This window comes from Leifsonella bigeumensis, assembly GCF_039537265.1.
GTDB lineage: Bacteria > Actinomycetota > Actinomycetes > Actinomycetales > Microbacteriaceae > Terrimesophilobacter > Terrimesophilobacter bigeumensis.
On the sequence record NZ_BAABAE010000002.1, the window covers coordinates 318946 to 331557 of the forward strand.

The 12612-nt window shown below is 68.5% G+C and carries 9 protein-coding genes; 4 read left to right on the forward strand and 5 right to left on the reverse strand.

Annotated features, from left to right (window positions below):
• The first annotated feature begins 44 nt into the window (after positions 1-44).
• A complete protein-coding gene (locus ABD678_RS04535; RefSeq protein ID WP_344754144.1) occupies positions 45-1481 on the forward strand; it encodes an NAD(P)H-quinone dehydrogenase in 1437 nt (478 codons plus the stop codon).
• 27 nt (positions 1482-1508) lie between these two features.
• On the opposite strand, the gene ABD678_RS04540 is transcribed toward ABD678_RS04535, so the two are convergent.
• Positions 1509-3260 carry an acetyl/propionyl/methylcrotonyl-CoA carboxylase subunit alpha gene (locus tag ABD678_RS04540; RefSeq protein WP_344754146.1) on the reverse strand — a complete coding sequence of 584 codons (1752 nt, stop codon included), beginning with the start codon at positions 3258-3260 and terminating at the stop codon, positions 1509-1511.
• A gap of 56 nt (positions 3261-3316) precedes the next feature.
• Positions 3317-3988, reverse strand: coding sequence for a Maf family protein (locus ABD678_RS04545; RefSeq protein ID WP_344754374.1), 672 nt, complete (start codon positions 3986-3988; stop codon positions 3317-3319).
• Positions 3989-4024: 36 nt separating this feature from the next.
• On the opposite strand from ABD678_RS04545, the gene ABD678_RS04550 reads away from it, so the two are divergent.
• Entirely contained in the window at positions 4025-5275 is a 1251-nt protein-coding gene (locus ABD678_RS04550) for a class I SAM-dependent RNA methyltransferase (RefSeq protein ID WP_344754148.1), read from the forward strand.
• Between the two features lie 64 nt (positions 5276-5339).
• Here ABD678_RS04550 and ABD678_RS04555 read toward each other — a convergent pair whose 3' ends face one another.
• Entirely contained in the window at positions 5340-7253 is a 1914-nt protein-coding gene (locus tag ABD678_RS04555) for a DUF2207 domain-containing protein (protein WP_344754150.1), read from the reverse strand.
• An 80-nt stretch (positions 7254-7333) separates the two neighbouring features.
• On the opposite strand from ABD678_RS04555, the gene ABD678_RS04560 reads away from it, so the two are divergent.
• Entirely contained in the window at positions 7334-8038 is a 705-nt protein-coding gene (locus ABD678_RS04560; RefSeq protein ID WP_344754152.1) for a response regulator transcription factor, read from the forward strand.
• A gap of 55 nt (positions 8039-8093) precedes the next feature.
• Positions 8094-10313 (forward strand): sensor histidine kinase, encoded by a 2220-nt coding sequence (locus ABD678_RS04565; protein ID WP_344754154.1) that lies wholly within the window; start codon positions 8094-8096, stop codon positions 10311-10313.
• A gap of 462 nt (positions 10314-10775) precedes the next feature.
• On the opposite strand, the gene ABD678_RS04570 is transcribed toward ABD678_RS04565, so the two are convergent.
• Positions 10776-10988: an acyl-CoA carboxylase subunit epsilon gene (locus ABD678_RS04570; protein ID WP_344754156.1), complete on the reverse strand. Its 213-nt coding sequence runs from the start codon at positions 10986-10988 to the stop codon at positions 10776-10778.
• A complete protein-coding gene (locus tag ABD678_RS04575) occupies positions 10985-12583 on the reverse strand; it encodes an acyl-CoA carboxylase subunit beta (RefSeq protein WP_425561945.1) in 1599 nt (532 codons plus the stop codon). The genes ABD678_RS04570 and ABD678_RS04575 overlap by 4 nt, the downstream gene beginning before the upstream one ends.
• Positions 12584-12612: the final 29 nt, after the last annotated feature.

Consider the following 12612-nt stretch of genomic DNA (forward strand, 5'->3'; position numbering starts at 1 on the left):
CAGTGAGGTGACGGCGGCGGGGCGCGCTGGGGGAGAATAGGGCAATGGCTTATGAGTTCGAGCGCAAGCAGCGGATCGCGATCGTCGGCGGCGGCCCGGGCGGCTATGAGGCGGCGCTCACCGGCGCCCAGCTCGGTGCCGAAGTGACGCTCGTCGAACGCACCGGCGTCGGCGGCTCGGCGGTGCTCACGGATGTCGTCCCCTCCAAGACGCTCATCGCGACCGCCGAGGCGGCGACCGCGATCGTCGACGCGGCCGACCTGGGCGTGCAGTTCTTCGCCCGGGCGGAGAGCGGCCGCCCGAGCAAGGCCGAGGTCGCCGTCAACCTCGGCGCCGTGAACAAGCGGCTCCTCGGCCTCGCCCAGAAGCAGTCGGAAGACATGAAGACCGCACTCGTCGACGCCGGGGTCACGATCATCCAGGGCGACGGCCGGCTCGACGGGCCGCAGCGCGTCGTCGTCTCGACCGGCTCGGGCACGAAGCGCACCGACTTCGAGTCGATCGAGGCGGACACGATCGTCGTCTCGGTCGGGGCGAGCCCGCGCATCCTGCCCTCGGCGGTGCCGGACGGTGAGCGCATCCTCACCTGGACCCAGCTCTACTCGCTCGACAGCGTGCCCGAGCACCTCATCGTCGTCGGCTCGGGGGTGACGGGCGCCGAGTTCGCCTCCGCCTACACCGCGCTCGGCGCCAAGGTCACCCTCATCTCGAGCCGCGACACCGTGCTCCCCGGTGAAGACGCCGACGCCGCCAAGGTCATCGAGACCGTCTTCAAGCGCAACGGCATGACGGTGCTGTCGAAGTCGCGCGCGGAGAAGATCGAGCGCACCGCGGATGGCGTTCTCGCCACGCTCACGGACGGCCGCACGGTCGAGGGCAGCCACTGCCTCATGGCGGTCGGATCCGTTCCGAACACGGCGGGCATCGGGCTCGAGGATGCGGGGGTCCAGCTGACCGAATCCGGTCACATCCGCGTCAACCGGGTCGCCCGCACGTCGATGCCCTCGATCTACGCGGCGGGCGACTGCTCCGACTTCCTGCCGCTGGCATCCGTCGCCTCCATGCAGGGTCGCACGGCGGTGTTCCACGCGATGGGGGACGCGGTGAACCCGACCGAGCTGCGCAACGTGACCTCGAACATCTTCACCCAGCCGGAGATCGCCACCGTCGGCTGGTCGCAGAAGCAGATCGAGGACGGCGTTGTGCCGGGACGGATCTACAAGCTGCCGCTGTCGCAGAACCCGCGCGCGAAGATGTTGGGCATCCGGGACGGGTTCGTGAAGCTCGTGGCGAGCCGGAGCTCGGGCACGGTCATCGGCGGCGTGGTCGTCTCGCCCAAGGCCTCCGAGCTCATCCTGCCGATCGCGATCGCGATCGAGCACCGGCTCACCGTCGACCAGCTCGCGGAGGCGTTCAGCGTCTACCCGTCGCTCTCCGGCAGCGTCACGGATGCCGCACGCGCGATGCACATCGTGCGGTAGCCGATCACGCGGCGCGCCTCCGCGCGATCAGTCGACGATGTTGAGGAGCAGGTGACCGGATGACACGGTCGCCCCGACCGTCGCGTTGACGTCGGCGACGGTGCCGTCCTTGTGGGCCGTGAGCGGCTGCTCCATCTTCATGGCCTCGAGCACCAGCACGAGGTCGCCCTTCACGACACGGTCTCCGTCGGCGACAGCGAGCTTGACGATGGTCGCCTGCATGGGCGCCTTCACCGAGTCGCCCGTCGCGGTCGCGACGGCGCTCCCCGCATTGCGGCGCGGCGGTGCGACGGCGGTCGCGGAGGCCGCCGCCCCCAACATCCTCGCCGGCAGCGACACCTCGATGCGCTTGCCGCCCACCTCGACGACGACATTCTGGCGATCGGATGCCGGCCCGGCATCCGGAAGCGATCCACTCCATGGCTCGAGGTCGTTGTCGAAGTCGGTTTCGATCCAGCGCGTGTAGACGGAGAACGGCTCCGCGGTGAAGGCCGGGTCGCGCACGATCTTGCGGTGGAACGGCAGCACGGTCGGGAGTCCGGCGACCTCGAACTCGTCGAGGGCGCGGCGGGAGCGCTCGAGCGCGTCCTCGCGGCTCGACCCCGTGACGATGAGCTTGGCGAGCAGCGAGTCGAAGGAGCCGCCGATGACGTCGCCCGTCGTGACCCCACTGTCGACGCGCACGCCGGGGCCGCCCGGGAAGCGCAGCACGTTCACCGGGCCGGGAGTCGGCATGAAGTTCAGGCCGGGGTCCTCACCGTTGATGCGGAACTCGAAGGAGTGGCCCTGCGGCGCCGGGTCCTCGTAGTCGAGGATGCCGCCCTCGGCGATGCGGAACTGTTCCCGCACGAGGTCGATCCCGGTCACCTCCTCGGACACCGGATGCTCCACCTGCAGCCGCGTGTTGACCTCGAGGAACGAGATGGTCCCGTCGGAGGCGACGAGGAACTCGCAGGTGCCGGCGCCGACGTAGCCGACTTCGCGCAGGATCGCCTTGGACGAGGTGTAGAGCTGCTCATTCTGCTCGGCGGTGAGGAACGGCGCTGGGGCCTCCTCGACGAGCTTCTGGTGGCGGCGCTGCAGCGAGCAGTCGCGCGTGGAGATGACGACGACGTTGCCTGCCGCATCCGCGAGGCACTGGGTCTCGACGTGGCGCGGCTTGTCGAGGTACTTCTCGACGAAGCATTCCCCTCGGCCGAATGCCGCGACGGCTTCGCGCGTGGCCGACTCGAACAGCTCGGGAACCTCTTCGCGCGTGCGCGCCACCTTGAGGCCGCGCCCGCCGCCGCCGAATGCGGCCTTGATCGCGACCGGGAGGCCGTGCACGTCGACGAACTCCAGCACCTCTGCGGCATCCGTCACCGGGTTGAGCGTCCCCGGCGCGAGGGGCGCACCCACCTTCTCGGCGATGTGGCGCGCGGAGACCTTGTCGCCGAGCTGCTCGATCGCGTCCGGCGACGGCCCGATCCAGATGAGCCCGGCGTCCATGACGGCCTGGGCGAACCGGGCGTTCTCGGCGAGGAACCCGTAGCCCGGGTGGACGGCATCCGCCCCTGAGCGCCTGGCGATCGAGAGGATCTTGTCGATCACGAGGTAGGTCTCGGCGCTCGTCGTTCCCTCGAGGGCGTAGGCCTCATCGGCGAGTTTGACGTGCCGGGCGTCGCGGTCCTGGTCGGCGTAGACGGCGACCGAGGCGATCCCGCTGTCCTTCGCCGCCCGGATCACGCGTACGGCGATTTCTCCACGATTGGCGATGAGGACTTTGGAAATGCGGGGCATAGTTGTTTAGCCTATTGCGCTTCGAGGGCCGGTCATTGGGGTAGACCGACAAAAAGCTAGGAAGTCCTTGTATTCCCGGCTACAACCTCATGCCATTCGACCCCGAACCCGCGCAGCAGGCCGCGCAGGGTGGAGAGGGAGAGGCCGACGACAGTGTGCGGGTCGCCCTCGACGGCCGTGATGAACGGTGCACCGAGCGAGTCGATGGTGAAGGCCCCCGCGACGTTGAGCGGTTCGCCCGTGGCGATGTAGGCGTCGATCTCCGCATCCGTCAGGTCGGCCGCGAACGTGACGCTTGCGCTCGAGACGGCTCCGGCCGCCCCCTGAGGGATGCCGCCCCGTCGATCGATGAGCCAGTGGCCGGAGTGCAGGATGCCGGTGCGCCCGCGCTGGAGCTCCCACCGCGCACGGGCGACGGATTCCGTGTGCGGCTTTCCGTATACCGTGCCGTCGAGTTCGAAGACGGAGTCGCCGCCGAGCACAAAGCCATCGATCGCGGCCTCCTCGAGAGCAGTCCCGTCAGGTCCGCCCGCAGCGACCGCCTCGGCCTTCCGCCGTGCCAGCAGCTCGACCGTCTCGACCGGGGTGAGCCGCCTGCCGGCCGCGCCCTCGGCTTCGACGATGGCGGCATCCTCGTCGACGTCGGACGGTACGACGATCGGCTCGATGCCCGCCGACCGCAGGGTTGCGAGCCTGGCCGGCGAGGTCGAGGCGAGGTAGAGCCGCACTGCAGTTTCTGGCACTGCCGCTCCTAAGCTGTGGGGATGGGCGATCATCTGGGCCAACTCGTCGAGCTGGAGATTTCCAACGTAGCCCACGGCGGGGTCATGGTCGCGCGCCATGGCGGCCGGGTGGTGTTCGTGGCCGATGCGATCCCGGGCGAGGTGGTGCGGGCGGTCGTCACCGACGATTCCAAGGCGAAGTTCTGGCGCGCCGACACCGTCGAGGTGCTCGAAGCCTCCCCGTACCGGCAGCCGCACGTCTGGTCGGCGGCGTCGATCGACCGGGCCCCCGAGGAGCGCGCGGGCGGCGCCGAGTTCGGCCACATCGCACCCGCGCACCAGCGAGAGCTCAAGCGACGTGTGCTGGCCGACGCCCTCCAGCGGATGGCGGGCCTTGAGCCGGCGGTCATCGTCGAAGCGCTGCCAGGCCCGGCCGATGGCACCGGATGGCGCACCCGCGTGCGCTTGCACGCCGCAGAGGACGGGACACTCGGTCCGTACGTCGCGCGATCGCATCGCGTGGTCGAGGTCGCCGACCTGCCGCTCGCCACACCGGAGGTGGCTTCGGCCGCGCTGCTCGCCGGTCGCAAGGACGCCGGCCGCAAGCAACCCGGACGAGCCGCCAGAGCCCATGGCTCCCGCTCCGTCGATGTCATCGGTCCATCGACGGGGGAGCCCATCGTGCTCCGGCACGGCGAGCGCTCAGGGCCCATCACCGAACGTGTCGGCGATCGGGAGTTCCGGCTCGATGCGGCCGGGTTCTGGCAGGTGCACCGGTATGCGGCGGAGGTCCTCACGACGGCAGTGCAGGAGGCGATCGACCCCGAGTTGTTCGATCCGGCCGCCGCGAACCTCGATCTCTATGGGGGCGTCGGACTCCTGGCCGCCGCCGTCGGCGATCGATTCGGCAGGGACATCCGCATCGAGTCGGTCGAGGGCGATTCCGGCGCGACCGGCCACGCGAGGGAGAACCTCGCCGACTGGGCGGGAGCGAGTGCGGTGACCGCGCGCGTCGACCGCTATCTTTCGACACCGGGGACGGGGGCCGGAGGACTCGCCGGTGCGACCGTCGTGCTCGATCCGCCGCGGTCGGGCGCGGGCAAGGATGTCGTCGCCGCCCTCGGAGCGTTGACCCCGGCGCAACTCGTCTACGTCGCCTGCGACCCGGTCGCCCTCGCGCGTGACCTGGCGCTCTTCGCGGGTCACGGCTACCGGCTCAGCGGTATCCGGGCGTTCGACCTGTTCCCGAACACGCATCACGTCGAGGCGGTCGCGAGCCTGGTGCGAACGTAGTCACCTGCCGCCCAGGTCACCTGCCGCCCAGGTCACCAGCCGATCGGGTTACCAGCCGCCTGGGTCACCAGCTTCCGCCGCCACCGCCTCCGCCTCCGCCACCGCCTCCGCCGCCCCCGCCCGAGCCTCCGCTCGAGCCGGGCGTGGAGGTGAACGAGGTGGTCGCCATGCTCGTGAAGCTGTCGACGGCCGAACCGATTGAGGAGATCGAGGCGACGGTGCTCGAGAGGTAGCCGGCGTGGAAGCCTGCGCTTCCCACGTACCAGTCCGGGGCGGGCTCCGCTTTGCCCTGGGCGACGAGTTCGGCGAACACCTTCGCCCAGCGCTCGGCCTCGCCGAAGACCATCGCCCACGGCATGTAGCGGCTGAAGACGTCCTCGCCCTCGTCGAATCGGATGCGGTCGGCCTCGGCCGTCGCAATGTATTCCTTGAATCCGGCTAGCTGAACGTAGACGGCGTGCCCGAGCGCACTGCGCCGGGCGGCCTTGGCGGCGGATCCGAGGGTGAAGAAGGAGCCGACCGCGAGACCGATGGGGATGAAGATCCAGGAGCCGTCGAAGAAGGTCATGACGAAGAACCCGATGGCCCCGAGCGCGAGTCCGCCCGAGATGAGCGGGTGCGTCCCGTTGACCTTGTCGATGAAGTACTTCGCGTGCTCGATCCAGGTGTCGAGCGATTTGACGATCGCGCGCATGTCGGAGGCGAAGGTGTTGGTGAGCGTCGAGAGTCTGACCGAGGTGCGATAGCCGGGAAACAGCTTCCCGAGCAGCAGCGCCTCATGGGGGAGCAGTTCAGCGGCATCCGGACCGCCGGGCCGCGACCGGGCTTTCTTCTCCGCGGCGCGCTCCGGGGTCGCCACGAGTGTGTAGTCCTTCGCCTTCCTCCGATTGCCGCCCTCGACCTCTTCGATGCGCAGGTGGCCGCGCACGGCGAGGTCGACGAGCGTCGCGGTGATGTCGGAGTTCTTGCGCTTCTTGTTGAGCACGGTTCCCGCCGCACCGACCGGGAGACCCTTCGGCGGCTGGTACTGCACGACGATCGTCTCGTCGGCTGGGGCCGGTCCGATCTCCGCGTGCTCCTGGTCGTCGGGGATGCCGCCGGGCGTCACCCCGAGGAACTTCCGATCACGGCGCCGCGCAAGCACGAGTATCCGGAACGCGAGTGGGACGACGAACACCAGGGCGAGCCCGGTTCCCCAGTTCCAGGGATTCCAGAACGGATCCGGGCCGTCGTTCGATCCGCTCACGACGGGCGCGGATCCGGGCGGCAGGCTCGCCTCCAGGATCGGGTCGGTCCCGGTGAAGGTGCCCTCGGGCCAGGCGACCGAGATCGTGAGCCCCTGGGTACTGGAGAGCAGCCCCTGTTCGAAGGTCGCGGTGTCGCCCGCGATGCTCGCCCCCGTGCAGGCATCGTGCGTACCGCTGTATCCGGCGAAGCAGATCGCCGAACCGACGGGAGCCGGGCCGGTGACGCTGACGGTCGTCCGGTCGATCGACGGATCCCAGTAGCTGCCGGTCGCGTTCCAGTAGAACTCGTCCATGATGGTCCCGTTGGGCTGCTCCGCGCGGTTGAGCGCGCCGTCGATGTCGTAGCGGATGACCCAGGTCTGCTCTCCGTGCACGAGCGCGTTCTTGTTGCCGATGCGGATCTGCAGCGCGTTGCCGAGCGTCGTCGAGAAGAGGGCACTCGCGCCGGTCGGGCTCTCGACCTCGATGTCGCTGTAGCGGTAGACGCGGTCGCGCCCGGGCTCGGCGGTGGAGAATCGCGAGGCCAGGAACCGGTCGATGCCGTGACGTTCGTCGGAGCCGGCGAAGTCGTAATCGATGGTCTCGACCACATGAACGGTGCCGTCGGCGTCGATCGTGTACCGGATGTCGAAGTGGCTGATGTGCTCGGCGCCCGATCCGGTGGAGCATCCTGCGAGCGCGATGGCGACGATCCCGACGGCGAGCATGGACTTCACCAGGCGAGAAATCATGTGCAGACTCTACCGGGTACCCCGCTCGGCAGCCATTAAGATGATGGAGGGCAGACCCGGGGGAGAACAGGATCGACGCCATGCAACTCACGGTCGAGAATGAGACATCGACGGAGGCGAAACGGCGCGGCATACGGGTCGGCGTCGTCGACGACCACGAATCCGTTCGCCTCGGTCTCAAGGCGGCGTGCATCGACGCCGGGTTCGAATTCGTGCTCGCTGCGGCATCCGTCAGGGAGTTCGTCTCCGAGCTCGGCGGGCGCGAATGCGATGTCGTCGTGCTCGACCTGTCCCTCGGGGACGGGTCGACGGTGACGGAGAACGTCAAGGCGGTGCAGGCCACCGGATGCGCCGTGCTCATCCACAGCATCGCCGACCGCGTCGCGCTCGTGCGCGAGGCCCTCGCGGCCGGAGCCGCCGGGGTGATCCCGAAGTCCTCGGCCACCAAGACCGTCATGTCGGCGCTCGCGACGGTGGCGCGGGGCGATGTGCTCAACAACCTCGAGTGGGCGACGGCGATCGACGCCGACCGCGACTTCTCCAAGGCGCAGCTCGGTCGGCGCGAGCGCGAGATCCTGCACCTCTACGCATCCGGGCTGCCGCTCAAGCTCGCGGCGGAGCGGCTCGGCATCGGTTACGCCACGGCTCGCGAATACCTCGACCGTATCCGGGTGAAGTACGTCGAAGTCGGCCGACCGGCACCGACGAAGGTCGACCTGCTGCGGCGCGCCGTCGAGGACGGCATCCTGCCGGGTCTCGACCCGGACGGTGGAGATGAGCACTGAGGCTCTGACCACCGAGTCTCTGAGGCAGCCGCGGAGGCCGATCAGCCGATCCCAGATGGAGGTCGTCGCCTCCCGCTCCGTCGCCTTCTTCGGCCTCCTGTTCGGCGCGCAGACCTTCCCGGTCATGCTCGGCCAGGTGGGGGTGCTGCAGACCGGATGGTTCTGGGGCTACAACGTGGCGATCTTCGGCGGGTTGCTGCTGTGCGTCGTCGCCGCGATCGCCCGCCGGTTCGTGCGCATCCTCAACATCTTCGTCTCCGGCGCCTGGCTCGTTGCGATGGCTACCTGGCCTCTCGCGGTCGTCGACCCTTCGGTCGTGGCCGACGAGCGACCCTGGCTGTGGTTCCTCTGCACCGTGGCCACCGCCACGGCAGCCATCGCGCTCTCGACCTGGGCCGCCACCGCCTACCTCGTGCTCGCTCCCGCGCTCTACGGCGTCATCCGGCTCACCCCGCCCGGGGGCGGCGCCCACTGGGATCTCGCCGCCCTCGACACGGTGTACGCGATCCTGCTCGGCGGCGCCGTGCTGCTCATCATCACCCTGCTCCGCCAGGCCGCGGCCTCGGTCGACGCGGCCCAGGCCACCGCTCTCGCCCGCTACACTCACGCCGTCCGACAGCATGCCACGGAGGTCGAGCGGGTGCAGGTCGACTCGATCGTGCATGACAGCGTGCTCACGACCCTGATCTCGGCGGCGCGCGCCTACACACCGGATGCCATGGAGCTTTCGGCCACGATGGCCGGCAATGCGATCGGCCACCTCAAGGAGGCGCAGGCGTCCTCGCCCGACGACGAGTCGCTCGTCGGTGTGAACCAGCTCGCGGACCGCATCACCGGCTCCGCAGAGGCGCTCTCGGCGCCTTTCCCCTCGCGGGTCATGGGGATCGGCGTGGGGAGCATCGCGGTGCAGACCGCCGAAGCACTCTATTCCGCCTCCGTGCAGGCCATGGTCAACAGCCTGCAACACGCGGGACCGGCCGAGTCGGTCGACCGCTGGCTGCGCATCACCGGGGAGGGCGCCGACGGGCTCGAGATCGAGATCGGTGACACCGGGGTCGGTTTCGACCTCGAGGATGTCCCGACCGAGCGCCTCGGCCTGCGGATCTCCATCGTCGAGCGCGTGGCCAACGCGGGGGGGGAGCGCCGACATCGTCTCCCGGCCCGGGGAGGGAACGGTCATCACGATCCGCTGGCCGGATCCGGATGCCGAGGATGCGGGCGGGGAGGTGTCGTCGTGATCACGATCCCCCGGTACATCATCGTCGCACTCGCGGCCGTGTTCTCCGGCTACCACCTGCTGCTGGCGGTCTACTCCCTCGACATCCCCCGCGACAAGGTGCCGTTCATCGCCGCCATGATCCTCTACGCGATCGCGACGACGTTGAGCCTCTGGCCGTCGAAGGTGGGCAGGATGCCGTTGTGGATGGCGATCGCCAATGTCGCCGTGAGCATCGCCCTCCCCCTCCTCGTGACCGCGCAGCTCGACGTGCACGGGTCGGTCGGCTCCGACTACTCGACCTGGTATCCGGCGGCGATCGGGACGCTCATGGTCATCACCTCGACCCGCAGACGCCACTTCCTCGCCTGGGTCGGCGTGGGCTCGTTGGCCGTGCAGACGGCCCTGTGGGCGGGTCCCGGCGCACTCGCGACCCTGGGGGTCGTCGGCAGCATCGTCTGGGTGGCGGTCTCCCACGTGCTCTCCCGCTCGCTTGCCAAGATCAGCCGCGATGCCCAGCAGTATGTGGTGGCCGAGCGCGAGGCGGCGGAGTGGCAGGCGGCGCAGGAGGCCCACCTGTTCGAACGCCAGTTCCGGCTTCGCCAGACGAACCGGATGGCCCTCCCGATGCTGCGGCAGATCGTCGCGGCCCGTGGAGATCTCACGGATGCGCAGCGGCAGGAGTGCGTCTATCTCGAGGGCGCCATCCGGGACGAGATCCGTGGCAGGAAGCTGCTCAACAACCGTGTGCGCGAGCAGGTCATGCGCGCCCGGCGTCGTGGTGCGATCGTCACCCTGCTCGACGAGGGCGGTATCGACGAACTCTCCGACACGGAACTCGAGCGCGTGCTCAACAGCCTTGCGGATGCGCTCAGGAACTCGGACACCGACCGCCTCATCGCGCGCACCGTCCCCGAGGGCTCGGATGTCGCGGTGACGGTCGTCGGCCTCAATTCCGCGGATGGCGGGAACTCGAGCGCGCTCGGGCACACCGACGAGGACGAAGATGACGACCAGGTCGACCTCTGGCTGGAGATCCCCCGCGCGCTGGAGCGATGAAAGCCCTCGCAAGTCAAATCGGGTGACAAAAGTGAAGGGCCGGAGGAGATTCCTCCGGCCCTTCCTTAAGATTCGAGTCAGGGCGATAACCCGAATATCGCCCTGACTCGCCCCCAAGTCATTAACCCGCTTACCCTAGTCGGCTAATGATTGGTGGTGTAACTCTCAAGAGAGGAACACCTAGCACTATCTATTGTGGGGTGTTCATACGATAACCCAAAGTCGTCATTTTGGGGGACCATCGGGGGACATTTTTCTTCGGTCATACCCCGAAAGGCACTGGTATATCGGCATTCCGATCAACTCTCAGCGGCCTGAACGGGGTACATCCGCTCGATATTGAGCGCGTGATCCGGCCGTGGCGACCAAAACCTGCGTTATTGGCCGATTAGGGTGCGAAATTCGTACCAGCTTCTGGGACGCTTCGACAGGCTTCCGCCCATACCCCCAATCCGGGGCTCATCACGGGAAACCGCGCCACCGACTCACTCCCGACACGATCGGGGTACGAATCGGACGCTGACTGAGTCGCCAGGCGCTCGCCGCGCGCGCCGCGGCGCGGGCTCGCGTGCCCTCGAGTTCCTGCGTCATCCCCTCGAGCACCGCGACGACTGCGGCGAGCTCCTCCGGAGTGGGGTTGCCGGAGACGACCTTGATGTCCCCTGCTTCGATCACAGCGGGATGTTCCCGTGTTTCTTGGGAGGCATGCTCGCCCGCTTGGTCCGCAGCGCCCGCAGCGCCTTGACGACCGCCACGCGCGTCGCCGCCGGTTCGATGACGCCGTCCAGCTCGCCGCGCTCGGCGGCGAGGAACGGGCTCGCGACGTTGTAGGTGTACTCGTTGGCGAGCTTCGTGCGCACGGCGGCGACATCCTCGCCCGCCTCTTCGGCGGCCTTGATCTCGCCGCGATACAGGATGTTGACGGCGCCCTGCCCGCCCATGACCGCGATCTCCGCAGTCGGCCAGGCGTAGTTGAGGTCGGCGCCGAGCTGCTTGGAGCCCATGACGATGTAGGCGCCGCCGTAGGCCTTGCGGGTGATGACCGTGACCAGCGGCACCGTCGCCTCCGCGTACGCGTAGAGCAGTTTCGCGCCCCGGCGGATGACACCGGTCCACTCCTGGTCGGTGCCGGGCAGGTAGCCCGGCACATCCACGAGGGTGAGGATGGGGATCGAGAACGCGTCGCAGAACCGCACGAAGCGGCTGGCCTTCTCACCGGCCTCGATGTTGAGGGTTCCCGCCATCGCGTTCGGCTGGTTGGCGATGATGCCGACCGAGCGGCCCTCGACGCGGCCGAAGCCGACGACGATGTTGGGGGCGAAGAGCGGCTGGGTCTCCAGGAAGTCGCCGCCGTCCACGATGTGCTCGATGACGGTCTTGACGTCGTAGGGCTGGTTGGGGGAGTCCGGGATGAGGGTGTTGAGCCGGCGATCGTCGTCGGTGATCTCGAGCTCGACCTCGTTCTCGTAGATCGGCAGGTCCGCGAGGTTGTTGTCGGGGAGGAAGCTGAGGAGGGTGCGCGCGTAGTCGAGCGCATCATCCTCGTCGCTCGCGAGGTAATGCGCCACGCCCGACACCGTGTTGTGGGTGAGCGCACCGCCGAGCTCCTCCATGCCGACGTCCTCGCCCGTGACGGTCTTGATGACGTCGGGCCCTGTGACGAACATCTGACTCGTCTTGTCGACCATGATGACGAAGTCGGTGAGCGCGGGCGAGTAGACGGCGCCGCCGGCCGCGGGCCCCATGATGATCGAGATCTGCGGGATCACTCCGGATGCCATCGTGTTGAGCCGGAAGATCTCGCCGTACTTGCCGAGCGCGACGACGCCCTCCTGGATGCGAGCACCTCCTGAGTCGAGCATCCCGATGATGGGGACGCCGGTCTTCATGGCGAGTTCCATGACCTTGATGATCTTCTCGCCGGCGACCTCGCCGAGGCTCCCGCCGAAGATCGTGAAGTCCTGGGCGTAGACGGCGACCTGGCGACCGTGGATGGTGCCGGTGCCGGTGACGACCGAGTCGCCGTAGGGGCGCGACTTCTCCATGCCGAAGGCGTGGGTGCGGTGGCGGACGAACTCGTCGAGCTCCACGAAGGTGCCGTGGTCGAGCAGTTGCTCGATGCGCTCACGCGCGGTCTTCTTGCCACGCTTGTGCTGCTTCTCGATGGCGGCCTCGCCGCTGGCCGTCACGGCCTCGTGGTAGCGGCGTTTGAGGTCGGCGAGCTTGCCCGCGGTCGTGTACTGGTCCGGATCGGTCGTCTCGTCGGTCACGCCTGTCACTTTACCGTCACCCCACTCCC

Coding starts and splice junctions, on each gene's coding strand:
- ABD678_RS04535 (WP_344754144.1), top strand. CDS start 45: ATGGCTTATGAGTTCGAGCGCAAGCAGCGGATCGCGATCGTCGGCGGC.
- ABD678_RS04540 (WP_344754146.1), bottom strand. CDS start 3,260: ATGCCCCGCATTTCCAAAGTCCTCATCGCCAATCGTGGAGAAATCGCC.
- ABD678_RS04550 (WP_344754148.1), top strand. CDS start 4,025: ATGGGCGATCATCTGGGCCAACTCGTCGAGCTGGAGATTTCCAACGTA.
- ABD678_RS04555 (WP_344754150.1), bottom strand. CDS start 7,253: ATGATTTCTCGCCTGGTGAAGTCCATGCTCGCCGTCGGGATCGTCGCC.
- ABD678_RS04560 (WP_344754152.1), top strand. CDS start 7,334: ATGCAACTCACGGTCGAGAATGAGACATCGACGGAGGCGAAACGGCGC.
- ABD678_RS04565 (WP_344754154.1), top strand. CDS start 8,094: ATGGAGGTCGTCGCCTCCCGCTCCGTCGCCTTCTTCGGCCTCCTGTTC.